The following is a 23,555-nucleotide window of genomic DNA, read 5'->3' on the forward strand; positions in this document are numbered from 1 at the left end:
GGCCGCCGCCGCTACCTGCCCGGCCAGCCCGGCCGGCCCGTCCCGGTCCGACGACCGGCCCGTTCCCACGGAAGAGGTGCCCGCTCCATGACGACCACGGCCTCCCCGACCGCGACGCCGACACCCTTCGTCGACCCCGCGCGCTGGCCGGACGTCGCCCGAGTACCGGACGTGCCGCTGCGAGCGGCCGCCGCCGCGCGCCTGCTGCGCCGGGCGGCCTCGCAGCGCGGCCTGCGCGTCGAACTGCCCGGCGGCCGCCTCCTGCGACCGGCCCCGCCCGGGGCACCGGTCCTGCGGCTGAACCACCCCCGGGACTTCCTGCACCGGGTCGGTGCGAGCGGCCTGATCGGCTTCGGGGAGTCCTACCAGGCCGGCGACTGGGACAGCCCCGACCTGGTCGCGCTGCTCACCGCGCTCGCCACCGCCCCCGAGACCCTCGTGCCCGCCGGTGCGCGGTGGCTGCGGCGGTTCTACGTGCAACGGCCGCCGGAGGAGGAACTGTCCACCGCGGCGAACGCGCGGCGCAACGTCCGCCGGCACTACGACCTGTCGAACGACCTGTTCGCCCTGTTCCTCGACCCGACGATGAGCTACTCCTCGGCCCTTTTCCCGACCGGGTCCGCCGATGCACCGCTCCCCGGCCACGCTCCGCACCTCGCCCACGCACCGCACCCCGCCCACGCGCCGCTCGGCGGCCGAACGCTGCTCGCCACCCACGACGGCCTGCCCGCCGCCCAGCACCGCAAGATCGACCGGCTGCTCGACCTGGCCCGCGTCGGCCCCGGCATCCGGCTGCTGGAGATCGGCACCGGCTGGGGCGAACTCGCCCTGCGCGCCGCCGCCCGCGGCGCCCACGTCGTCAGCCTGACCCTCTCCGAGCAACAACTCGCCCTCGCCCGGCAGCGGATCGCCGCCGCCGGGCAGGCGGACCGGGCGGAGGTCCGGCTCTGCGACTACCGCGCCGCCGAAGGCCAGTACGACGCCGTCGTCAGCGTCGAGATGATCGAAGCCGTCGGCCGGCCGTTCTGGCCGGACTACTTCGCCACCCTCGACCGGGTCCTGGCCCCCGGCGGCCGGGTCGCCCTGCAGGCGATCACCATGCCCCACGAGCGGATGCTCGCCAGCAGCCGCACCTACACCTGGATCCTGAAGTACATCTTCCCCGGCGGCCTCGTCCCGTCCGTGCGGGCGATCGAGGAGACCGCCGCCCGTCACACCCGGCTGCGCCTCACCCGCGCCGACGCGTACGGACCGCACTACGCCGAGACCCTGCGCCTGTGGCGCGAACGCTTCACCGAACGCTCGCCGCAGGTCGCGGCCCTCGGCTTCGACGAAGTCTTCCGGCGCATGTGGGAGCTCTACCTCGCCCACTCCGAGGCCGGCTTCCGCACCGGCTACCTCGACCTCCACCAACTCCTCCTCACCCGCGACGAGGACCGGTCGTGAACGCCGCCGCCTTCGGGCTCAACCTCGCCGTCACCGCCGCCGTCGCCCTCGCCGTCCTCCTCGTCGCCTTCGCCGTCGGAGTGCGCTCCGGCCGCCACCGGGGCGTCGACACGGCCTGGGGGCTGGCGTTCACCGCCGTCGCGCTGACCGGCTTCGCGCTCTCGGACCACCACGGGGACCCGGGGCGCCGCCTGCTGGCCACCCTGCTCGTCACCGTCTGGGGCCTGAGGCTGTCCGCCCACCTGTGGTGGCGCTCCCGCGGTGCCCCCGAGGACCCTCGCTACGCCCGGATGCTCTCCCGCGCCCCCGAGGGCCCGGCCCGAACCCGCTACGCCCTGCGGATCGTCTACCTGCTCCAGGCCGCCCTCGTCTGGTTCGTCTCCCTGCCCGTCCAGGCCGCCCAGTACCTTCCCCACCCGCCCGGCTTGCTCGCGTGGGCGGGCACCGCACTGTGGGCGGTCGGCCTGTTCTTCGAGGCGGTGGGGGACCGACAGCTCGCCCGTTTCAAGGCTGACCCCGCCAACCGCGGCCGGATCATGGACCGCGGACTGTGGCGCTGGACCCGCCACCCCAACTACTTCGGCGACGCCTGCGTCTGGTGGGGTCTGTTCCTGCTCGCCGCGGACAGCCCCATCGGCTGGGCCTTCGTCCTCAGCCCGCTCCTGATGACCTACCTGCTCGCCTTCGGCAGCGGCAAACCGATGCTCGAACGCCACCTCGGCACGCAACGGCCCGGCTGGGCCGAGTACGTCGCCCGCACCAGCGGCTTCTTCCCGCTCCCACCCCGCCGTCCCCCGGCGACCCCGTCCACCCCGCACTCCGGTACCCGCCCCTGATGCCGGCCGGGGCGTCAGCGGCTCCTGACCGCGCCCTCGCCCACCCTGACAGTCAGTGCCCGGGGCTAACGTGCCTTCCATGACGAGGACCACGCCCGCCCGCCCGATCGATGTCGAAGCGCTCTTCCCCGAACTGGCCGCCCACCGGGGCACGACGACGCGGCTCCACCCGCGGCCCGGCAGCCCGCGGGCCTCCGACAGCTCGGTGGGCGGTCCGATGCTGTGGCCGGCGGACGAACCGTGGCCGGTGTGCGGTGAGGCGCACGGCCGCGGGCTGGGCCGACGCCCCGTCGACATCCACCGCTACCGGCAGGTGCTGGCCACCGCGTGGGCCCGGAGCGAGGCCCCCGGCCCTACGGACGAGGAACGGGAGCTGCTGACGGAGCTGCAGCGGGAGCACCGGATCCCCGGGGCGTCGGAGACCGATCCGCTGCCGATGATCGGCCTGGTCCAGCTGTACCGCCGGGACGTTCCCGACCTCCCGGCCGGGCCGGGCGGCTGCGACCTGCTCCAGGTGTTCTGGTGCCCCTTCGAAGCCCACGGTCCGGGCCGGTACGACCTGGAGCTGCACCTGCGCTGGCGGCGGTCGTCGGAGGTCGGCGAGGTGCTCGCCCCCCAGCCCCGACCCTCGGTCGTCGGATCGGACGCGTTGGTTCCCGAGCCCTGCGTCCTGCACCCGGAGCAGGTGGCCACCTACCCGTTCGCCGGCCTCCTGCCCGAGGACCTGTGCGCCCGCATCGACGCCTGGGACGCCGCCCGGGCGGAAGAGGCCGGGCGATCGGGGGACGAGAACGCCGCCGGGCCGATCGGCTACCAGTACGACCTGTCCATCCCGCCCGGCTGGCGCGCCGGCGGCTTCGCCTCCTGGCACGCCACCGATCCCTACCCCATGGACTGTTACACCTGCAGGGCGCCGATGCGCCTCCTGCTGACCGTCGACAGCTCGGAGTGGGACGGCGGCAGCGGAAGCTGGAAGCCACTGGAGGAGCGGGACCTGCCCACCCACCTGTACGCGACCCCCACCGAGGTCACCGTGGGGCGGTGCGGCGAACTCAACGTCTTCGTCTGCCCGACCGATCCCTACCATCCGCTCCGCTGGAGCCTCCAGTAGCCCGAGGGCGGCAGCCCTGGGCCCGGACCGCGACGCGCCACGGGACGTGCGCCGGACGGAGTGCCCGGCCGGTGCGGCTCCCTCCGGATCACGCCCGGGCCCGGGCCGCCCGCAGGGCCAGCGGCGTGACCAGGAGGGATGTCAGCGCGCAGGCGAGGGCCAGGGTGGCGTAGCCGCCGGCCGTGACGGCCGGGCCCGAGAGCAGGGCGCCGGTGCTGCCCGCGACGGCGAGGCCGACGTCGGCCAGCCCCTGGGTGTTCGCGCCGCGCCCCGGTGGCAGGGCGGCCGTGATCACGGCCGTTCCGCTGACCAGGCCGAGGTTCCAGGCGATGCCGGCGAGGGTGAGGGCGAGGGCGATGAGCGGCACGGAGTCGCCCGGCGCGGTGGCGGCCAGCAGGGCGGCCGCGCAGAGGAGGACGCCGGAGGCGGCGGCGACGGGGAGGGCGCCGAGGCGGTCCGTCAGGAGGCCGGTGAGTGGGGAGGGCAGGAACATCGCGGCGATGTGGAGCGAGACGACCAGGCCGATCGTGCCGGTGCCGTGGCCGTTGGCGGCCAGGTGGACGGGCGTCATCGTCATGAGGGCGACCTTGGGCAGCTGGCCGAGCAGCATGATCCACAGGCCGGTGGCGACACCCGGCCCCCGTGGCCGGCCCGCGCGCTTCTGCACCGGGTCGGACTTGTCGCCGGTGTCGGAGCCGCCACCGGCGTCCGCGTCGGCGGGCGTGTCGGTCTCCGGGAGGGGGAGCCGGGCCCGGGCCAGGTGGAGCGGGTCGGGCCGCAGCAGCGCGGTGAGCAGGACGGCGGCCACCGTGTAGCCGAGGGCGGCGAGCAGGAACGGTCCGGCCAGCGCGGGGATGCCCCAAGCATGGGCGATGTCGCCGGTGAGCGGGACGAGGTTGGGGCCGGCGACCGCGCCGAGGGTGGCGGCGAGCAGGACGCGGCTCAGGGCGCCGGCGCGGCGGTGCGGTGCGGCGAGGTCCGCTCCGGCGTAGCGGGCGAGGAGGTTGGTGGCGGTGCCGGCGCCGTAGACCAGGAGCGAGGGCAGCAGCAGCGCGACCTGGTCCAGGGCCACGGCGGCGACCACGCCGACGCTGCCCAGGGCGCCGATCGCGTAGCCGGCGCCGAGGCCGGGGCGGCGTCCGCGCCGCTGGCACAGCCGGCCGACGACGAGGGCGCCGAGCATGGATCCGCCGGTGAACAGGGCGGTGGGGATGCCGGCGAGTCCGGTGGAGCCGAGCATCTGCTCGGCCAGCAGGGCACCGACGACGATGCCGGCGGTGAGTCCGGCGCCGCTGACCAGCTGAGATGCGACCAGGACGGCCAGGATCCGCCGCTGTTCGGGGGCCTCGGGCGCTTCCGGTGCTTCCGGCGGCCCTGGACGCCCCGGTGGGCGGCGGGCGACGCCGCCCACCGGGGTGGCGCTCACGGGGACGCCAGGGGGCTCAGCGCAGAGATCTCCTCCAGCGACATGTCCAGCTGCTCGTGGAGGTAGCGGACGATGGTCCAGTGGGGGAGCGCACCCTCGTCGAAGGGGCCGAAGGCGCGGCAGTAGAGCGGGATCCAGCGCAGCGCCTCCTCGGCGGCCTGCCGGCGGCCGGGTTCCTCCTGGTAGGACTCGTACGGGATGCCGCGGTGGTGGACGAAGAACCGGCCGGGCAGGCGCTCCTCGCACAGCGCGCGGTACTCGCGGGTCTGCAGGATGAGGTAGTGCCAGATCTCGTCGATGTGCTGCTCGACGGGAAGGAAGAGGCCGGCGAGCTCCTCGCGGTGCCGGGAGACGAGGTAGAGGTAGCGCAGGCACTCGGTGACCTGGCGTTCGGCGTCGGCGGGTGCGCAGCCGGTGCGGGTGACGGTGTAGGCGACCACCTCGGCGTGGAGGTCCTCGCCGAGCAGTTCTTCGAGGTCTGTGACCGTGACACGGCCCTGCGGCTCGGACCGGGTGGTCATCGGGCACCTCCAGCGAACGGCGACGCGGCGAGCCAGGCGTACTTGCCGGAGGCGCCGACAGGCAGGTGGTCGTGGTGTTCCACGCGGCAGCGCCGGCCGGTGAGTTCGCCGGCGGCGTCGGCCAGGGCCTCGCTCTCGGCCGGGGTGAGCGGGGCGGCGTCGAAGGTGGTGCAGCGCAGGACGGCCCCGTCCGGTTCCTCGAGGTGCAGGCGGGTGAGGAAGACCCGCGAGGTAACGGCGCTGACGGCTTCGTCGAGGTCGCCCTGGGCGCGGGGGCCGTGCGGGGTGGCGAGCAACTCCTTCTCGCGGCCGCAGAAGCGGGTGATGCGCTCCGGGTCCGTGCTGCCGTCGGCGGTGCGGACGCAGTCGCCCGAGCGGTAGCGGACCAGCGGCATGCAGGGATTGCGCACGCTGGTGACGATGAGGCTGTGGATGGTGCTGCCGGGGGCGACGGGCTGAAGTTCGACGCTCATGTCGTGCAGGTAGGGCCGGTAGTGGCCGTCGCGGTCGCTGTAGTAGAGGTAGCCGAGTTCGGTGCTGCCGAACAGGTCGACGATCGGGCAGTCGAAGTGCTCGCGCAGGTACCGGGCCACGTTCGCGGGCGTGTACTCGTAGGCGTGGACGACGGCCGCCGGCGGCGGGAACCCCTCCCACAGGCCCCAGGCGCGGGCCTTGCGCACCAGGTGGGCGAGGTGGGAGGAGGAGCAGTCGAGGAGGTAGCGGCCGCGCGGGTGCGCACGGGCGGCGTCCCGGATCTCGGCGAGCATGCGTTCGACGTCGGCCCGCTGCCAGTGGTCCGGGTCCAGCCGCAGGTTGAGGTAGAAGGTGCGGTCGTCCAGCCGGCGGTCCCGCAGGTCCGGTTCGGCCGCCGGTTCCTCGCCCCGCTTGTGGGCGTTGACGCGGGCGACGTGCTCGGTGGCCAGGACGGTGGTGAGGGAGACCCGGTTGCAGCCCTCCCGCCAGGTGTCGGCGAGGTCGGGGTGCTCGCTCCACAGGCGGTAGTAGGACTTCAGTAGGAAGTAGGGCGGTCGGATGATCTGCATGCGGGCGTGGTTGGTGCCGGTGGAGAGCACGAACTCCGCCTCACCGGCGGCGAGGGCGGCCGACAGCTGCGGGGTCATCCAGTTGTCGGGAAATCCGCGGGCGATCTCGGGTTTTTCCAGAATCGGGAAATGACCCTGCTCGATCGAGGTGCGGTAGAGGGGGATGTCCTTGATCCGGTCGACCACGTCGGCGGTCGGCTGGCCGTTCAAATGTCACCTCCGGTCGGTGTCCGGGGCTCCGGTTCTCCGGCCCCGGGGCAGGGGATCGGACGGCGTGCCGGCACGGGCGACGCGGGCGGTACGCGTCGGCGAGGGCGCGCCGCAGGCCCGGGCCAGCCGGGGGTTCCGGCCGGCCCGAACCTCGTCGGCGCAGCTCAGGGCAGATCTGTGCCGTCAGGTGCCGCTCGGTGCGTCAGGAGATACAGCCGGCCTTGGCCACGCTGATGCACCCGGACTTGGGGGCCGCACTGATGCAGCCGTCCTTGGCGGTGCTTCCGGAGTTGGCGGCGACCCAGCCCTTCCACTTGTCGTCCTGGGTCATCTTCTTGATGAGCTGTTCCATTCGGACCTCCGAGATATACCGGTAATCCGGCGGCGCGTTCGTCGCCGCCACTGCGACATTAAAGCGATGGTCAAGCATGTGTCAATGACAGGTCATCAGACAAAGGCGCGAAACCCCTGGCCGATAATCGCCGTCCGGGGAACCGGGGCCCCGGCGGGCGTCCGTCGAACCGGAACGACATGTTCATGCCCTAGCCTCGTGGCAGGTCCGCACATCCGGCACGGGAGAGAGGCTGGCTCCATGAACTCACGTCCACCGGTGGCCCGTTGGGCCGCTTCCCTGCTTGCGGCCGCGCTCGTGGCGGCAGGCGTTCTCGTCGGCCCCGGCGTCGCCACCGCCACCGCCACCGGCGCCACTGCCGCACCGTCACCCGGGGGCGGCAAGCCCCCCGTCGGCGGTGTGGAGCGACTGGTGCCACTGCCCGGCACCGACTGGGCGCAGCGAGCCCTGATCAGCGGCGACGGGCGGCGCGCCTACATCGGCGAGGAGACACAGACGGGCAATCGGCTCGGTGTCGTCGACACCCGCAGCGGCGCCGTACTGGCCGATGTCCCGATCGGCACGGAGCACTGGAGCGGCACCAAGACCTTCTCCCCGGACGGCCGGCTCATCTATCTGACCGGCGCGGGAACCCTGAACATCTTCGACACCACCACCAACACCGTGCGGGCGAGCGTGCCGCTGCCCGAGCAGCCCCACCCGGACGGCTGGCGGGTCGGCTCGCCGTACAGTCTGGCGGTGTCGCCGGACGGGGCGACGGCGTACGTCGGCCAGGGCGGCCCGTTCCTGGACGCGCCGCCGAACCCGGCCTTCCTGCCCGGGCGCCTGCTCACCTTCTCCACCGCCTCCCGCACGTTCACCGGTGAGACGCCGCTGCCGACGTTGAACCCCCGGGACCTCGTGCTGCGGCCGGGCGGCGCCACCGGGTACCTCTCCAGCCCCGAGGGCCTGATCCGCCTCGACCTCACCGGGGCGCACCCGGCCGTCGTCGGCACCATCACCTCGCCCGGGTTCATCGACGACCTGGTCCTCGCCCCGAACGGGGCCACGGTGTACGCGCAGACCAAACCCGAGGGGCGGATCCAGGTGATCGACCTGACCACCGACACCCTCGCCGCCACGATCGACCTCAACACGGGCTTCCGCCAGATCGCCGGCCTCGCGATGAACCCGCGCGGCACCCGGCTCTACGTCCTGATCCAGACCAACCTGCCGAGCCCGACCGTGGCCGCGTACAGCACGGCCACCAACCGGCCCGTGCCCAAGGAGGACTTCGCCGAGTTCGACCTCGAACACGGCGCCACCCTGACCGTCGGCCCCGACGGCCACACCTTCTACGTCACCGGTACCAACTACAACGACAACCCCGGGACCTTCCTGCAGATCGTCAGCTTCTGACCGGCACACCCGGGGTCGCGGCCGCCGGGCGGCGGTCACGACCCCGGGCGCACGCGGTGGCGAGGACCTGCGGGGGCGCGGCACCGCGCCACGGCCCGCCCGGCCGGTGCCGGGCGGGCCGTGGCCGCCCGAAGGCGAAGGCTAGAACGTGTCGTTGTCGACGAACGAGCTGGCGTAGATGCTGAAGCAGGGGAAGGGGTACGCCTCCTCCGTCTGGTCGCTCTGGGGCTCCAGCTGCTGCAGGGCGAGGATCTCGGTCATGGGTGCTTGCCTCCGTTGTCCTGTGTGTCTCGGGGGTGGATGGGATCCAGGGTGAACCAGTCGTCACCCGGGCCGTGGAGGGCTCGGTGCAGTGCCAGCAGGATTCCGGCGCTGCCGCTGGCCACGTCGGCGCTGAAGCGCAGCGAGCCCGTGCCGAGCCAGCGGACGCCGTCGCCGTGCGGGACGGCGTACTTGAGGAGCCCGGTCGCGAGCCGCAGCGCGTCCTGGCGGTCGGCGTCCTGCTGGGTGAGGTCGGCGTGTTCGGCGAGCAGGTAGACCAGCCCGGCGAAGCCGTCGTGCAGGCCGGCCTGGATCGCGCTGACCTTGCGGGCGTCGGCGAGGACGCGGGGCAGGGCCGCGCGGAAGCGCTCGTCCGCGGTGGCGGCGTAGCGCACCAGGACGGTTCCGATGCCGGCCGACCCGGTCGCCAGGTACGGCATGACGCGCCGGTTCACGGCATTGTCGGCGAAGGAGAGGGAGCCGTCGGGAAGCGCCACCGCGCGGTCCAGCTCCTCGTGCAGCAGCGCGCGCCCCGCCGACAGGTAGCGTTGTTCCCCCGTCTCGCCGGCGAGGTGGTGCAGGAAGAGCGCGAGTCCGGAGCGGCCGTGGAACAGGCCGCGGGCGTCGTGGGCGCCGAGGGTCGGAGCCAGGTCCGTGCCGTGCCGCAGGATCGCGTCGCCGGCGGCCGCCGCGCGTTCCAGGTGGCTCGGGTCGCGGGTGAGGCGGTGCAGGGCGAGCCAGGCCAGGCCGACCCCGGCCCGTCCGTCGGCCAGCGTGGTCGTGGTGGCCGTCAGCGGGTGGCGCTCGGCCGCGTGCAGCAGGTCGACCGCCTCGTCGAGATGTCCCGTGCGGGCCAGTACCCGTCCGACGCCGGCCGCGCCGACGGCGAGCCCGGGGGGCAGGGCGTCGGCCGCGTCGAGCGCGTCCTCGCGCAGGCGCTTGCGGACCTCTTCCGGGACGGGGAGGCCGGCCCGGCACAGGGCGTGCACCACACCCGCCGTTCCGTAGGCCACGCACACCGTGTTGGTGCGGAACGCCTGGGGCGACGGAGGGAAGGCCCAGTCGGGCCGTTCGGTGTCGGCGAGGGCGAGCAGTCCCGCAGCCGTCCGCTCGGCCAGCAGGGTCAGGCAGCCCAGCGGGTCGGCGTCCACCTGGCCGGGGTCGGGCAGTGTCGACTCCTGCTGCTCGTCGGGTTGCCGGAAGGCGGTGGCCCGCTGCCACAGGTCGTGCGGAACCGGTGCCCCGGCCGCCAGGTCGCGTCGCAGCAGGGCGAAGTTGGCCGCCGTCAGTTGGGGGGCGTTGTGGAAGGGCGCCAGCAGGGTGAGCGCGAGGGCCGACAGGCCGTAGCGGTCGGCGAGGAGCGGGTCGGCGCGGTGCCCGGCGGTCACGGCCGGGGGCGGCGCGAAGCCCGGGGTGCCCATCCGGGCGGGGCGGGCCTCCAGCGCGGTCGCGGACTCGAAGTCGACGAGCCTGGCGTCCCCGGCGGGTGTGACGATGACGTTCCCGGGGCTGACGTCGCCGAACCGCAGCCCCAGCGCGTGGAGTTGATCCAGGGCCTCGTCGAGCGAGGCGAGGATGCGCCGGCAGGCGGCGTGGTAGCGGTCGAAGTCCGCGGCGGGCCGGTCGGCCAGCAGGACGGGCGACGAGCGGTTGATCCACGTCACCAGCGGCAGCCCCTCGACGTACTCCATGACGAGGAAGTCGTGCTCCCATTCCGTGAACCGCTCCAGCGGCCGCGGGCACACACCCTCCGCCGCCGCGTGCACGGCGGTCAGGGTGTCGAACTCCCGGCGCAGCCGCTCCTGGGCGCTGACGCCGTCCCAGGTGTAGCCGTTGTGCGGGCGCGCCTCCTTGACGAGGACGAGCTGCCCGGTGCGGGTGTCCCGCGCCCGGTAGGCGCCGCCGGCGTTGCTCGGCTGCAGCACCTTGACGATCTCGTAGTCGCGGATGCGGATCGTGCCGCGGTGCGGGGCCGGCTCCTCGGCGACGAACGGATCGCTGACGCCCTCGGGCAGCACGAAGTACGGCAGCCGCCGGTCCGGCACGTCGTGCCCGTGCCCGTCGGTCAGCAGCGGCTGCGCGGTGCCGTCGGGCAGCAGCCGGCTGCGGGGGCCGAACGCGCCGTAGCGGTAGTGGACGGTCCGGGAGTCCCGGTAGCGGCGGTCGCTGAGGACGTAGGCGCCGTCCTCGCCGTGCAGGGCCTCGGCGAGCAGGTCCAGCAGCCGCGCGGCGACGGAGGTGTCCGGCGGGTACACGGCGCAGAACTTGCCGGCCTGGGACCGGGCGCCGTGCTTGTGGTGGAGGGCGAGGAAGAAGAAGTGCGCCGACACGTGCTTGAACGGCACCTCCTCGGCGAAGCAGATGTCCGCCACCGCGTCGAGGACGTGCTGGGCCCGCTCCGGGCGCGCCGATACGTGGATCTTCCAGCCCTGCTCGGCCCGGCGCACCCCGCGAGCGCTCCACGCCGTCCAGATGCCCCGCTCGCTCCCGCGCCAGCCGACCGCGACCCGGGCGGGCACGAAGCGCCGGCCGGGGTCGGCCATCGTGCCCAGCGGAGCGAAGAACTGCTCGTCGGCGAGAGCATCGGACAGCGCGTCGAACAAGACGATCTCCTCCACGTGGTCGTTCGCCCGCCCGGCTCCGGCAGCCGTCGCGTCGCGGCGGGGCCGCACCGGCGCGGTGACCCCGAGGCCGTCACCGGCCCGAGGTTCCTGCTTCCGAAGTTCCTGCTACGGCAGGGCGCACCGCTGCGGCGCGACGGGTCGTTCGACGAGCCTCCCGGTTGCGTCGGACCTCCGGAACGGTCGTCGCCCCGACGGACGGGACGTTAGGCGCGACGGGTTCGACAGCGGTTCGGCCGCGGTATGGGAACGCCTGCGCCGAGGAAGGCAGGGGGTTCGCCGGTCGGGCCGTTTCACCGCCAACTGCTCTGCAGATACGACCGGTTGGACGGAACGGTCCAGGGACGATTCCGTCCAGCCGAGAGCCCTTTCAACCGGCCCGGGCAGCAGCGCGAGTAGTGATCGCCGGCCGGGGATCCCGCCGGCGGGCAGGACCGGCGAGGCGTCACCGCGGGACGCCGAAGCGGGAACCCCGATCGATCCGCACGTTCCGTCGCTCTCGCAAAGGACTCCGGATTATGCCTCGCACCCGTCTCGCCAAGGCCACCGCGGTCGCCGTTCCCCCCACCGGGGCCACCACGCCGCCGCCGCACGTCGCTCGGGGCTGACCCGAACTCAGGGTCCGTTCTCTCTGCGCCTGTTCCGCTACGCCCGTTCCGAGGGACCGCCGCCCTCCTGCACGGCTCACGGCGGGCGGCTGTTCCCGCAGCACCTTCGACGTCTGTCGCCGCCCCATTCCCCGGCGACGGCGCATCCGACCCGGCTGACCAAGCCTGCGAACGAAGGAAGCGTTTTCCCATGAAGAAGACCCTGCGCAGGTCCCTGCAGATCCTCGCGGTGAGCGCGGTCCTGGCCAGTGGAACGGTGGCCGCCACGAGCCCGGCCCACGCGGCCCTGCCCGATGTGTCGTGCGGCACGATCACCTCCGCCGACAGCGCTGCCGCAGCCCAGTTGAACCAGCAGCTCACCGGTACCCTGCGGAACGCGATGACCGCGTACCGGGTGTCCTGCGCCCTGGCCGTCGTCAACACCGTGCGGGCCATCGGTGTGCCGCAGCACGCCGAGCTCATCGCGATCACGACGGCGATCGTGGAGTCCACCCTGCGGAACAACCCGAATATGGAGGACCACGACAGTGTCGACCTGTTCCAGCAGCGGGCGTCGTGGGGCAGCACCGCGCAGTGGCTTGACCCGGCGATGACGACCCGCAAGTTCATCAACGCGCTGCTCTCCACGTATCCGAACAACTCCTGGACAAGCAAGCCGATCGGCGAGGTCTGCCAGGGCGTCCAGCGCTCGGCCTACCCCGATCGCTACCAGTACCAGGTGGCCGACGCGCAGCGGATCGTCGACGCCCTCGGCCAGGCCCCCACCGCCCTGGTGGGGATGACGGGCTTCGCATCGGCCGACTTCAACGGCGACGGCAAGCCGGACCTCGCCGCCGTCGGCACCGCGGACGGGAAGCTGTACGTCTACCCGGGCACCGGTACGGGCTGGTTCGCGGCCCCGGTGAGCGCCGGTACGGGCTGGAACGTTATGCGCGACCTGGTCGGCGGCGACTTCAACGCCGACGGCCGGACCGACGTCGCTGCGGTCCAGGCCCCGCAGGGGTCCACCGGGGACATGTACCTCTACCCGGGCACCGGCCAGAACACCTTCGGCACCCGCACCGGCATCGGCACCGACTGGTAGGCCCCACGAGCCCCCGCACCACCACGCCACCTGCACCCACCACATACCCGCCGGGCCCCTGGCCCGGCGGGTACACGCGTCAGCCCGCCGCCGGAGGGCGCTGAAGGTGATGGACACCGGCGGCCTGGAGCCTGGGTCGGGCGGGCATCGGATTGCCCCGTACCCCACGACGTACCTCTTCCCCACCAGGGACGAGGCCTCGCGGTGGACGCGTTCACCTTCGACCCGCACCTGACCCTCGCCCGGGCCGGCTTCTCCCGGGGGCACCGGCGGGCCGTCCAGCGGGGTGCGGCGGCGGAGCTGGAGGGCCTGGCCGCGGCGCTCGCGGAGTACCGCGGACCGGAGTGGGACGCCGCCGGGCCGCACCTGGTGAAGAGCGAGCCCGACGGCGGCTTCGCACACTACGAGACCGTCCGCTCCTGGCCGTTGGCCGACTGGAGCCGAGCCGCCGCGGGGAGGCGCGCTGTCCTCCCCGCGGCGTCCGGATCAGCTGCTGTAGTAGCCCTGGACGTCGGCGACGAGGTCCACGCTGCCGTGCGGGTTGTAGAGCTCGATGTAGCCGTCGGTGCTCACCGGGACGACCGTCATGGCGCCGGTGTCCTCGTTCCCGGTGTAGTTGAGGCTGGACGTCGACGGACGCGCGGCTCCGGCCCGGTAGGCGGTGACGTGGCCGTCCTCGGCGGCGTTGGTGCCGGTCAGGTTGAGGACGACGGCGGCGACGGTCTCCGGCACGCCGTTCAGGCCGGTGACCTTCACCCGGGTGGTGGAGCCGGGGCCGGCCTTGGCGGCCGGGGCGCCCAGCCCCTCGCGGGTGTCGAGCACGCGGGCCGGGTCGGTCGGGATGAACAGGCCGGCGGTGCCGGAGTCGGCGGTGCGCCGCTGGAAGCTGCCGATGAAGTCCACCACGACGTGGGCCTGGCCGCTGTTGGTGTAGAGCGCGAGCCGGTGGTCGCCGGTGGTGTAGGCGTAGGAGACGTTGGTGACCGTCTGCCCCGGGTCGAAGTTGAGGTCGGAGGTGCTCCAGGGGCTCTGCCCCGCGGGGTACATGCTGAGGTGGGCGCTCTCGGTCGGCTCCGTGACGGTGGCCTGGACGACCAGGTTGTCGGTCGGGCCCTGCACCGGGGAGGTGTCCAGGTTGATGACGCCCGCGGCGCCGCCGACGAGCTTGCCCGGGTGGCCGCCGACGGTGGTGCGGGTGTCCAGCAGCCGGGTGGGCTCACCGACGACGAAGGCGTTGCCCTCGGAGCCGGAGTACCGGTCGGTGTAGTAGCCCTGGAGGTCGGCGACCAGGTGGACGTTGCCGACGTGGTTGTAGAGGTTCACCACGCCGTCGGCGCCGACCTGCACCGTCACCCGGTTGGTGGTGACCTTGTGGTTCGGGGTGGCGTTGAGGTTGGAGACCGTCGGCATCGGCCGGCCGCCGGGGAAGGCGGTGATGAAGCTGTTCGCGGTCGCGTCGACCGCGGTCACGTTCATCACCACGGCGTTCGGGGTGATGCCGTGGAGGATCTTCGTGATGTCGAGCCGGGTGACGCTGTCGGGACCGACCGTACCCACGGGGGCGTTCTTGCCCTCCCGGGTGTCCAGGATCCGGTAGTTCGAGATCGAGAACCAGGTGCTGGCCGGACCGACCTGGTTGGTGGCGGCCGCGGCGGTGGGCGCGGCCGGCAGAACGGTTCCTGCGGCGAGCATGAGCGCGGCGAAGGCCCCAGCGCGGGAAGCGCGCATGACTGTGAGGTCCCCCCATGAAATATGAAGATCGTTAGATCGTGGGGGCATGCTAGCGGCACCCGTGTGGCGCCGGTCAACGGGATAAGCCGGGGCCCGCCCGCGGTCTCCGGTCAGGGCCAGACGGCGGACCGGTGGACATGGCTGATCATCGTCGCGCACACCCAGCTCCGGCTCGCCCGGTCGCTCGCCGAGAACGTTCGCCGGCCCTAACGATCCGGCCATCGCCGGGCAACGCCCCGGTCCTGCCGCGCCGTCCCGCCTACGGTGGTCCCAGGCAGGACCGCAGGGGGGGGCGGGGCCGGGGCGCCGCAACACCCCTGCCGGTGTTCGACGGAGGGGGCGGAATTGCTGCGGATCCACTTCACCCACGAGGACCTGACCAGGGTTCGGATCGCGCGGGCACCCGACCCGCTCGCCGAGTCGATGCTGAGCCTGTCGCTGGTGCAGGCCCGCGAGGTCGGCGGCGTGGCGTTGGAGGGGTGGCGCAGCCGGACCCGCAGGAGCATCCGTCCGGAACAGCGGGTGCTGTTCGACCTGGCGACGCCGGTCGGGGCGGCGGAAGCCGCGGAAGCGTTGCTGCACGCCGGCAGCCACACCCTGCCGGAGAGCCTGGAGCAGACCTGGTCACTGCCCGGCCGCCGGTGGACCGCCGAGCAGCCCACCCTCAGCGGGACGCGCCCCCGGGCGCCCCGCTGGGTCCACGAACTGCACCGGGGCGACCGCGAGTGGCGCGAACTGGTCGACCGCCGGCTCCGCGAGTACCACGCCTTCGCCGTCGCGCCGTACTGGTCGCAGCTGCTGGCCGCCGCTCACACCGACCGCGCCCGGCGGGCCACCCTCGTCGCCGACCTCGGCCTGGACGGACTGTTCGGCAGCCTCCACCCCGGCATCCGATGGCAGTCACCGGTGCTGACGCTGCCCTCTCCCGTCGACGCCGACCTGCGGCTGCGCGGCGCGGGCGTGATGCTCGTCCCCACCTTCTTCTGGCCCGAGCCGCTGGCCCTCACCGACAACCGCGGCCTCGACCACCCGCTCGTGCTGCACTACCCGCTCGCCCCGGACCTCACCACCTACCGCGAGATCTGGTCCCAGGCCACCCCGGACGGGCCGGACAGCGCGCTCGTCGCCCTGCTCGGCACCACCCGAGCCCGAACCCTGCGCGCGGCGGCCGACCCGGCGGGCACCGCCGAACTCGCCCGCCGCACCGGCACCTCGCCCGCCACCGCGAGCCACCACACCACCGTCCTGCGCGCCGCCGGCCTCCTCACCACCGAACGCACCGGCCCTCGCGTCCGCCACACCCTCACCCCCCTCGGCAAAGCCCTCCTCGACGACCGCGTCCCCGACGGCCCCCGGCATAAAGGAGACGCTCCACGAGTGAGCGGTCCTCCCGCACCACGTCCGGACCCCACCCCGCGAGCCGTGCCGTGAGGGACTGACGTGCATACTTGCCGGACGATCAGTAGGACACAGAGGTGATGACGCGGTGAAACTGGCTGAAGCGCTCGCGCAGCGCGCGGCCGCGGTGCGGCGGGTGGAGCAGTTGCGGGCACGTGTCGTCGCCGGCGCCCGCTACCAGGAGGGCGAGGAGCCGGCCGAGAACGCGGCGGAGGTCCTGGCCCAGGCCGGCGAGGTGCTGGACGAGCTGGAGCGGCTGATCCGTCAGATCAACCGGACCAACTCCACCGCGGTCGTCGAGGGCGGCGGCACTCTGACCGACGCCCTCGCCCGCCGCGACGTCCTGCGGCTGCGCCACTCGGTGACCACCGCGGCCGCCGACGCCGCCTCCGGACGCGACCAGCGCGGAGCCGTACGGCAACTGCGCTCGGAACTCAGGATCCTCTCCGCCCTGCCGGTCGCCGAGCTCCGCGCCGAGGCAGACCTCCTGGCGAAGGAGATCCGCGAGGTGGACACCCTGATCCAGCGCACCAACTGGGAGATCGACCTGATCGAGGACTGACCCCCACAAGCCGGGTGTGGGAAGCAGGTAGTCGTCACGGAGGCGTGCACACACCGCGGGTCGGCGGTCCATCCGGCCCCTGGCGCGTGAAGAGCAACGCAGAGGTTCAATTCCTCACCGACAATGCAGCTCAGCATCGCGTACAGGTGACAGAGCACACCGCACAGCTCACCACCATGTGCAGATCCGGACGACGAGGGCGGGAACGGGGCGCCCCACACCCCGGGTGCGGGGGCCGTGCACACCAGCACGGCCCCCGCACCTGTTCCGCCCCGGAGCCGCCCGGGCGGGCCCCGGTCCGGGAACTGCCGTGATCCACATGGTGGCCCGGAGCCCGAGCGTCGCGCCGAGCGTGCCGCCCGCGACGGCACGGATCGGGATGGTTGCCCGGTTGGCGAACACCGAGGTGGCCACGACCCGGCCGAGCAGCGCGGGCGGGTCGCAGGTCTGGCGAAAGCTCCCGAGGACGACGTTGCGGAGCACTGCCCCGGCCACCAGGACGACCGGGCCGACCGCGTACAGGGCGACCCGCGGTCCGGGGCCGGCTGCCGGGGGCAGCACGCCGAAGGGTGCGGCGGCCGGCAGGACGATCCGAACGGCGCGTGCCGTGCCGAGGCGTCGGCAGAGCGGTCTCAGTCCCCGTTCTGCCCCGCCCGGTCGGTGCCGGCCGCGGCAGCGCGACAGGACGGCCGATGGTCAGCACTGGGGGAAGCTGAGGGCGAGGCCGCCGCGGGCGGTCTCCTTGTACTTGGTGCTCATGTCGGCGCCGGTGTCGCGCATGGCGCGGATCGCTGCGTGGAGCGGGACCAGGTGGGTGCCGTCGCCGTGGAGGGAGAGCCGGGCGGCGGTGATGGCCTTGAGGCTTCCGATGGCGTTGCGTTCGATGCAGGGGATCTGGACCAGTCCGGCGACCGGGTCGCAGGTCAGGCCGAGGTGGTGTTCGAGGGCGATCTCGGCGGCGTTCTCGACCTGGCCGGGGGTGCCGCCGAGGAGTTCGGTCAGTCCGGCGGCGGCCATGGCGGCGGCGGTGCCGATCTCGCCCTGGCAGCCGACCTCGGCGCCGGAGATGGAGGCGTTGCGCTTGACGATGCTGCCGATGGCGGCGGCGGTGAGCAGGAAGCGGACGGTGTGGTCGTCGTCGGCGCCGGGGACGCACCGGTGGTAGTGGTGCAGGACGGCGGGAAGGATGCCCGCGGCGCCGTTGGTGGGGGCGGTGACGACGCGGCCGCCGGCGGCGTTCTCCTCGTTGACGGCCAGGGCGTGGAGCGCGACCCAGTCCATGGCGTGCAGCGGGTCGGCGGTGTCGCGGTGCCGGGTGAGGCGGCGGTGGAGCGCGGGGGCGCGGCGGGGGACGTTCAGGCCGCCGGGCAGGACGCCTTCGGTGCGGCAACCGCGTTCGACACAGCCGCGCATGACGTCCCACAGGTGCAGGAGTCGGGCGCGGACCTCGCTCTCGGGCCGTCGGGCGCATTCGTTGGCGAGCATCAGGTCGCTGATCCGGCCGTCCCCGGCGAGCCGGAGGAGTTGGTCGGCGTCGTCGAACGGGTGGGGGACGTCAACCGGTTCGCCGGTGTCCTCGCCGAGCAGGAAGCCGCCGCCGACGGAGTGGAAGGTGCGGCTGTCCAGGACGGCGCCGCCCCGGTCGAGGGCGGTGAGGGTCAGCGCGTTGGGGTGGGCGGGCAGGGTCCGGTCGGGGTGCAGGAGCAGGGTGTGGCGGACGGTGTGCGCGCCCGGCAGCGGGACTCGGCCCTCGGCGGTGCAGCGGCGGAAGCGTTCGTCGGCGGTGGCGATGTCGACGGTCCCGGGTTCCTCGCCGGCGAGTCCCAGCAGGACGGCCTTGTCGGTGCCGTGGCCGGTGCAGGTGGCGGCCAGTGAGCCGAACAGCTCGACCTCGACGGCGGCGACGCGGGCCAGCAGGCCGTCCCCCTCGAGTCCGATGACGAACCGGCGGGCGGCGCGCATCGGGCCCACGGTGTGGGAGCTGGACGGTCCGATGCCGACGCGGAAGAGGTCGAACACGCTGATCAAGGGGGACTCCTGGAGAGCTGCCGTGGTGGTGGCCACCGGTCTACCGTCGGCCGGGCGTGTCCGGTGGCACACGGCGGCCACTGGCGAGGACGGGCGTGGGGCGCCCGGGCCGGTCGCGCGGTCGATCCCGGCGGGGAGTGTGCGGGTCTGACACCTACTCGCCGGTATGTGCCACGATGCGCCGAAAGCGGCCCCCGGTACGCATCGGCGGGACCCGGCGGGTCCCGTGCTGTCTCCGGTCCGTCCGGAGCGGGCCGCCTTCACGGGGAGGAACGCCGATGTCCGACGAGGACCTGCCGACACACCTGTGCCGCCTGGGGCTGACCCGCCGCGAGGCGGAGGTCTACGTGGCGCTGCTCGCCACCGGATCCGGGGACACCGGAGACCCGCCCGACGAGCCGGGGCCCGACAGCCAGGCGCACCTCGCGCACCTGCGCCGGATCGGACTGGTCACCGTCTCGGACGTCGGCGGGTTCCGTCGGCACGTACCGGTGGAGCCCACCGTCGCGTTGGAGTTCCTGGCGCACAGCCGCGGCGCGGAGCTGCGCGAGGCCCAGCAGGCGGCCGCCAACGCCTACCGCGGGTACCGGCGTTCGGTGAGCCCGCATCCCACCGACAACCTGGTCGAGGTGGTCACCGGCGACTCGATCATCGAGCGGATCGAGACCATCGAGGAGGCGGCCGAGAGCGAGGTGTTGCGTTTCGACTCGCCGCCCTACCACACCCACGGCTCCCCCAATCCGATCGAGATCGAGAACCTGGGGCAGGGCGTGGAGTACCGGGTCGTGTACTCCAGATCGGCGGTGCAGAACGCGGCGTACTACGCGGTGAACATCCAGCCGTCCATCGCCGCGGGGGAGCGGGCCCGGATCCTGCCGACCGTGCCGGTGAAGCTGACGGTCTTCGACCGGCGGCTGGCCATCGTGTCGATGTCGTTCGTCGAGGCCGAGGTCAACGACTCGATGCTGCTGGTCCACCCGTCCAGCCTGCTGTCCGCGCTCACCGGGCTGTTCGAGACCTCGTGGCGGGCGGCGCTGCCGATGCACCTGGGGGAGCGGGTGCCGTCGGCGCTCAGCCCGATCCACCGGCGGATCGTCGAACTGCTCGCCACCGGTGTCACCGACGACACCATCGCCGAGTTGCTGGGTGTCAGCCGCCGCACCCTCTCCCGCCACCTGGAGCAGCTCAACTCCCGTGCGGGTTCGGTCACTCGCTTCCAGATGGCGCTGCACGCCGCCCGCAACGGCTGGATCTGACCCGGCCACGAGCGGTTCCCGGGGCTCCGGGAACCGCTCCTTCGCCATGCCCGGAGCCTGCTCTCCACGATGTCCGGAGCACGACCCGAGCACGACCCGAGCCGGGCCCCGCGCAGGCCCCGCGCAGGCCCGGAACGGTCCGGGAGCCGCCGCGCGCGACCTCCCTGGCCAAACCGCGCCACTGGCGAAAAGTGGCTTCTGGTGGCGTGTTCCTGACGGTACTTCTGTTCACCGGCCCGCCGCCGGAGTGGAGTGATCGCCCACCTCCGCGGCGAAGCCCCGGCCGACGGCCCGGAAGCCGCCGCCGGTACCCCGCTCCCGATCCCCGAGCCGGCGGACTCCCGCCGCACACTCCCCCCGAGGAATCACCGTGTCCCTGTACCGCGCACGCCGCCGTACCCGCAGGACGAAACCCATCACCGTGGCCGTCGCCGCCACCGTCGCCGCCGCGGCCGCCGCCCTGGTCGTCGACCCGGCGAGCGCCGCCCAACGGGCCGCGGAGGAGGCCCGGCCGCCCGGCGGCCCCATAGCCGGCCGCTACCTGGTGGTGCTCGAGGACGACACCGCACCGGGCGCGACGGCCCCGGACACCGCCGTCGCGTCCGTCGCCGACCGGCTGGCGCACACCTACGGCGGCACCGTCCGCACCGTCTTCGACACCGCGCTGCACGGCTTCGCCGCCGAGATGACCCCGGCCCAGGCGCACCGGGTGGCGTCCGACCGGGCGGTCGCCTCGGTGGAGCAGGACAGCACCCAGCACTTGGACGTCGCGCCGGAGGGCGCGCAGGCGGCGTCGGTGGCCAGCTGGGGCCTGGACCGGATCGACCAGCGCAACCTGCCGCTGGACAACGGCTACAGCGCGCCGAACACCGGCTCCAACGTCACCGTCTACCTGGTCGACAGCGGACTGCGCACCACGCACAGCCAGTTCGGCGGACGGGCCGCCATCGGGGTGGACCTGGTCGGCGACGGTCGCAACGGCGCCGACTGCCTCGGCCATGGGACCCACGTCGCGGGCACGGTCGGCGGCAAGGACTACGGCGTGGCCAAGGGCGTGAAACTGGTCTCCGTGCGGGTCACCCCCTGCAACGACTCCGTCCCCACCTCCTCCATCGTCTCCGCCGCCGACTGGATCACCAAGCACGCCGTCAAGCCGGCCGTGGTCAACATGAGCATCAACGGCGGCGTCAGCTCCACCGAGGACAAGGCGATCCGCAACTCCATCGCCTCCGGCGTCACCTGGGTGGTGTCCTCCGGCAACAGCAACGCCGACGCGTGCAGGAACTCGCCCGGCGACATCGCCGAGGCCGTCGTCGTGAACAACTCCACCTCCGACGACCAGCGGCGCTCGGACTCCGACTGGGGCTCGTGCACCGACCTGTTCGCCCCCGGCACCGGCATCACGTCGGCCTGGAACACCGGGGACAACGACAGCCACAACCTGACCGGTACCTCGATGGCCGCGCCGCACGTCACCGGCGCCGCGGCGATCTACCTGTCGGCCCATCCCACGGCCACCCCCGCCCAGGTCCAGGACGCGCTGGTCAAGGCCGCCACCACCGGCACGATCGGCAGCGCCGGCACCAACACCCCCAACCGGCTCCTCTACGTCAAGAGCCTGGGCGACAACCCCACCAAGTGACCCCCGACCACCGCTCGACCCAGGAGGAAACCGTGTCCGACCCCACCACCGGCCGCCACCGCCGCAGCCGCAAGAAGATCACCCTCGCCGTCGCCGTCGTCGTACCGACGGCCGTGGCGGGCGGCCTCGCCACCACCCTGGTCGGCATCGGCCCGGCCTCGGCGTCGACCACGATGCCGAAGCCGGACCACGTGGTCGTGGTCATGATGGAGAACCACGCCTACAGGCAGATCATCGGCAGCAGCGACGCGCCGTACCTGAACTCGCTCGCCACGGGCGGCGCCGTCCTCAAGGCCTCGTACGGCATCACCCATCCGAGCCAGCCCAACTACTTCGCCGTCTTCTCCGGCAGCACCCAGGGCGTCACCGACGACAGCTGCTACAAGGTCGGCTCGATGACCGCCCCGAACCTCGCCTCCGAGGTGATCGCAGCCGGCAGGACCTGGGGCAGCTACAACGAGTCGCTTCCCGGTGAGGGCTCCACCACCTGCAAGAGCGGCAAGTACGCCCAGAAGCACAACCCCTGGTTCGCGTTCAAGAACGTGCCCACCAACACCGGCCACACGTTCGCGCAGTTCCCGAGCGACTTCACCGGACTGCCCGCGGTCTCCTTCGTCACCCCCAACCTCTGCTCCGACATGCACGACTGCGGCGTGGGCACCGGCGACAGCTGGATCAAGAACAACCTCGGCGCGTACGCGAACTGGGCCAAGACCCACAACAGCCTGCTGATCGTCACCTACGACGAGGACGACAAGCAGAGCGGCAACCAGATCCCCACCGTGCTGTACGGACAGCCCGTCAAGGCCGGCAGCGCACCGACCACCAAGTACAACCACTACGACATGCTCCGCACCCTGGAGGACCTCGCCGGGACCGGCAAGCACGCCGGCAAGGCCGCCGACGCCACCGACATCGCCGGCGTCTGGAACTGACCGTGTACCTCGCGGACAGCCGAAACCCCGCGGCGTCCGCCGCCGCCCCGGCCCCCGGGCCGGGGCGGTCCGCGCGGATCGCCCCCACCGTCCTCGCCCTCGGCACGGTCAGCCTGATCACCGACGTCTCCTCCGAGATGGTCACCGCCGTCCTGCCGCTCTACCTGGTCGCGGCCCTCGGCGTCTCCCCGCTCGGCTTCGGTGTGCTCGACGGCGCCTTCAACGGCGCCTCCGCCTCCCTGCGCCTGCTCGGCGGCCTCCTCGGCGACCGGGGCGGCGGCCGCCACAAGGCCGTCGCCGCTGCCGGCTACGGCCTCTCCGCGCTCTGCCGACCGGCCCTGCTGCTGGTCCGCACCGCGCCGCTGATCGGCCTCGTCCTCGCTGCCGACCGGCTCGGCAAGGGCCTGCGCACCGCACCCCGCGACGCCATGATCTCGCTCGCCACTCCGCCCGAACGGCGCGGCCGGGCCTTCGGCGTCCACCGGGCGATGGACACCGTCGGCGCGCTCAGCGGCCCCCTGCTCGCCTTCCTCGTCCTGCGCACCGCCCCCGGCGGCTACCGCGCCGTCTTCACCGTCAGCTCGTACGTCGCCGCCCTCGGCGTGCTCGTCCTGGTCCTCCTCGTCCCCGGCCGCGGCCCCGCCCCGCAGGCCCGCGGACCGCGCCTGCGGCTGGGCGCGCTGCTCCGTCTGCCCGCCCTGCGCCGGACCACCGCCTGCGCCGCCCTGCTCGGACTCGCCACCGTCAGCGACTCCTTCCTCTACCTGCTGCTGCAGGGCCGCCTCCACCTCCCCGCGGGCTGGTTCCCGCTGCTGCCGCTCGGCACCGCCGCCGTGTACCTGCTGCTCGCCGTCCCGCTCGGCGCGCTCGCCGACCGGATCGGACGTCGGCGCGCGTTCGTGCTCGGGCACGCGGCACTGCTCACCGGCTACGGACTGCTGCTCGCTCGCCCCGGCGGCGGCCTCCCGCTGGCCGCCGCGGTCCTGCTCCTGCACGGACTCTTCTACGCCGCCACCGACGGCACCCTGGCCGCCGTCGCGGCGGGCGCCGTCCCCGAGGAGCGGCGCGGCGCCGGCCTCGCCCTGG

19 protein-coding genes are annotated in these 23,555 nt (G+C 73.4%); 11 read left to right on the plus strand and 8 right to left on the minus strand.

Going from position 1 to position 23,555, the window contains the following annotated elements; genetic code table 11:
- The first annotated feature begins 87 nt into the window (after positions 1–87).
- The 3 genes from BI06_RS52045 (at position 88) to BI06_RS43015 (ending at position 3,393) form a co-directional block, all read left to right on the plus strand.
- Positions 88–1,446 (plus strand): class I SAM-dependent methyltransferase, encoded by a 1,359-nt coding sequence (locus BI06_RS52045; protein ID WP_043478022.1) that lies wholly within the window; start codon positions 88–90, stop codon positions 1,444–1,446.
- Positions 1,443–2,282 carry a DUF1295 domain-containing protein gene (locus tag BI06_RS43010; RefSeq protein WP_043477879.1) on the plus strand — a complete coding sequence of 280 codons (840 nt, stop codon included), beginning with the start codon at positions 1,443–1,445 and terminating at the stop codon, positions 2,280–2,282. The genes BI06_RS52045 and BI06_RS43010 overlap by 4 nt, the downstream gene beginning before the upstream one ends.
- A 79-nt stretch (positions 2,283–2,361) precedes the next feature.
- Positions 2,362–3,393 (plus strand): hypothetical protein, encoded by a 1,032-nt coding sequence (locus tag BI06_RS43015; protein ID WP_043477882.1) that lies wholly within the window; start codon positions 2,362–2,364, stop codon positions 3,391–3,393.
- An 88-nt stretch (positions 3,394–3,481) separates the two neighbouring features.
- Here BI06_RS43015 and BI06_RS43020 read toward each other — a convergent pair whose 3' ends face one another.
- The 4 genes from BI06_RS43020 to BI06_RS52795 form a co-directional block, all read right to left on the minus strand.
- Positions 3,482–4,819 carry an MFS transporter gene (locus BI06_RS43020; protein ID WP_369826389.1) on the minus strand — a complete coding sequence of 446 codons (1,338 nt, stop codon included), beginning with the start codon at positions 4,817–4,819 and terminating at the stop codon, positions 3,482–3,484.
- The gene (locus BI06_RS43025; RefSeq protein ID WP_030394501.1) at positions 4,816–5,340 is read right to left on the minus strand and encodes a hypothetical protein; all 525 of its coding nucleotides are present in this window, start codon (positions 5,338–5,340) and stop codon (positions 4,816–4,818) included. Before BI06_RS43025 ends, BI06_RS43020 begins: the two co-directional genes overlap by 4 nt.
- Positions 5,337–6,593, minus strand: coding sequence for a hypothetical protein (locus BI06_RS43030; RefSeq protein ID WP_043477885.1), 1,257 nt, complete (start codon positions 6,591–6,593; stop codon positions 5,337–5,339). The genes BI06_RS43025 and BI06_RS43030 overlap by 4 nt, the downstream gene beginning before the upstream one ends.
- Before the next feature lie 202 nt (positions 6,594–6,795).
- Positions 6,796–6,945 (minus strand): hypothetical protein, encoded by a 150-nt coding sequence (locus BI06_RS52795; RefSeq protein WP_167349754.1) that lies wholly within the window; start codon positions 6,943–6,945, stop codon positions 6,796–6,798.
- A gap of 240 nt (positions 6,946–7,185) precedes the next feature.
- On the opposite strand from BI06_RS52795, the gene BI06_RS43035 reads away from it, so the two are divergent.
- Positions 7,186–8,343 (plus strand): YncE family protein, encoded by a 1,158-nt coding sequence (locus tag BI06_RS43035; protein WP_149030670.1) that lies wholly within the window; start codon positions 7,186–7,188, stop codon positions 8,341–8,343.
- 257 nt (positions 8,344–8,600) lie between these two features.
- Here the strand turns inward: BI06_RS43035 and lanKC are convergent, their stop codons facing one another.
- A complete protein-coding gene (gene lanKC, locus BI06_RS43040; protein ID WP_149030671.1) occupies positions 8,601–11,207 on the minus strand; it encodes a class III lanthionine synthetase LanKC in 2,607 nt (868 codons plus the stop codon).
- An 816-nt stretch (positions 11,208–12,023) separates the two neighbouring features.
- Here lanKC and BI06_RS43045 point away from each other — a divergent pair.
- Positions 12,024–12,917: a VCBS repeat-containing protein gene (locus BI06_RS43045; RefSeq protein ID WP_051742993.1), complete on the plus strand. Its 894-nt coding sequence runs from the start codon at positions 12,024–12,026 to the stop codon at positions 12,915–12,917.
- Between the two features lie 486 nt (positions 12,918–13,403).
- On the opposite strand, the gene BI06_RS43050 is transcribed toward BI06_RS43045, so the two are convergent.
- Positions 13,404–14,645 carry a hypothetical protein gene (locus tag BI06_RS43050; RefSeq protein ID WP_043477890.1) on the minus strand — a complete coding sequence of 414 codons (1,242 nt, stop codon included), beginning with the start codon at positions 14,643–14,645 and terminating at the stop codon, positions 13,404–13,406.
- Between the two features lie 348 nt (positions 14,646–14,993).
- Here BI06_RS43050 and BI06_RS43055 point away from each other — a divergent pair, with 348 nt between their 5' ends.
- Together BI06_RS43055 and BI06_RS43060 are read left to right on the plus strand one after the other, a co-directional pair.
- A complete protein-coding gene (locus BI06_RS43055) occupies positions 14,994–16,079 on the plus strand; it encodes a helix-turn-helix transcriptional regulator (protein WP_051742994.1) in 1,086 nt (361 codons plus the stop codon).
- Positions 16,080–16,134: 55 nt separating this feature from the next.
- On the plus strand, positions 16,135–16,608 hold the full coding sequence (locus BI06_RS43060) for a DIP1984 family protein (protein ID WP_043477897.1): 474 nt from the start codon (positions 16,135–16,137) through the stop codon (positions 16,606–16,608).
- A gap of 168 nt (positions 16,609–16,776) precedes the next feature.
- Here the strand turns inward: BI06_RS43060 and BI06_RS43065 are convergent, their stop codons facing one another.
- Both BI06_RS43065 and BI06_RS43070 read right to left on the minus strand, forming a co-directional pair.
- Positions 16,777–17,169, minus strand: coding sequence for a hypothetical protein (locus BI06_RS43065; RefSeq protein WP_043477900.1), 393 nt, complete (start codon positions 17,167–17,169; stop codon positions 16,777–16,779).
- Between the two features lie 135 nt (positions 17,170–17,304).
- Positions 17,305–18,672 carry an L-serine ammonia-lyase gene (locus BI06_RS43070; protein WP_304440906.1) on the minus strand — a complete coding sequence of 456 codons (1,368 nt, stop codon included), beginning with the start codon at positions 18,670–18,672 and terminating at the stop codon, positions 17,305–17,307.
- 242 nt (positions 18,673–18,914) lie between these two features.
- Here BI06_RS43070 and BI06_RS43075 point away from each other — a divergent pair, with 242 nt between their 5' ends.
- The 4 genes from BI06_RS43075 to BI06_RS43090 form a co-directional block, all read left to right on the plus strand.
- Positions 18,915–19,892: a helix-turn-helix domain-containing protein gene (locus tag BI06_RS43075; RefSeq protein WP_043477905.1), complete on the plus strand. Its 978-nt coding sequence runs from the start codon at positions 18,915–18,917 to the stop codon at positions 19,890–19,892.
- Positions 19,893–20,262: 370 nt separating this feature from the next.
- Positions 20,263–21,534, plus strand: a complete 1,272-nt coding sequence (locus BI06_RS43080) for a S8 family peptidase (protein WP_043477908.1) — start codon at positions 20,263–20,265, stop codon at positions 21,532–21,534.
- Between the two features lie 32 nt (positions 21,535–21,566).
- Positions 21,567–22,469, plus strand: a complete 903-nt coding sequence (locus tag BI06_RS43085; RefSeq protein WP_043478037.1) for an alkaline phosphatase family protein — start codon at positions 21,567–21,569, stop codon at positions 22,467–22,469.
- A 2-nt stretch (positions 22,470–22,471) separates the two neighbouring features.
- The coding region (locus tag BI06_RS43090; protein ID WP_043477915.1) for an MFS transporter at positions 22,472–23,555 on the plus strand (1,084 nt) is incomplete at its 3' end.

Origin of the sequence: Kitasatospora sp. MBT66 (assembly GCF_000710405.2) — a bacterium.
GTDB classification, from domain to species: Bacteria; Actinomycetota; Actinomycetes; order Streptomycetales; family Streptomycetaceae; genus Kitasatospora; species Kitasatospora purpeofusca.

Bases quoted from the DNA above. Each gene is read 5' to 3' on its own strand.
- BI06_RS52045 (WP_043478022.1), top strand. From the start codon at position 88: ATGACGACCACGGCCTCCCCGACCGCGACGCCGACACCCTTCGTCGAC.
- BI06_RS43015 (WP_043477882.1), top strand. From the start codon at position 2,362: ATGACGAGGACCACGCCCGCCCGCCCGATCGATGTCGAAGCGCTCTTC.
- BI06_RS43025 (WP_030394501.1), bottom strand. From the start codon at position 5,340: ATGACCACCCGGTCCGAGCCGCAGGGCCGTGTCACGGTCACAGACCTC.
- BI06_RS52795 (WP_167349754.1), bottom strand. From the start codon at position 6,945: ATGGAACAGCTCATCAAGAAGATGACCCAGGACGACAAGTGGAAGGGC.
- BI06_RS43035 (WP_149030670.1), top strand. From the start codon at position 7,186: ATGAACTCACGTCCACCGGTGGCCCGTTGGGCCGCTTCCCTGCTTGCG.
- BI06_RS43045 (WP_051742993.1), top strand. From the start codon at position 12,024: ATGAAGAAGACCCTGCGCAGGTCCCTGCAGATCCTCGCGGTGAGCGCG.
- BI06_RS43050 (WP_043477890.1), bottom strand. From the start codon at position 14,645: ATGCGCGCTTCCCGCGCTGGGGCCTTCGCCGCGCTCATGCTCGCCGCA.
- BI06_RS43075 (WP_043477905.1), top strand. From the start codon at position 18,915: ATGTCCGACGAGGACCTGCCGACACACCTGTGCCGCCTGGGGCTGACC.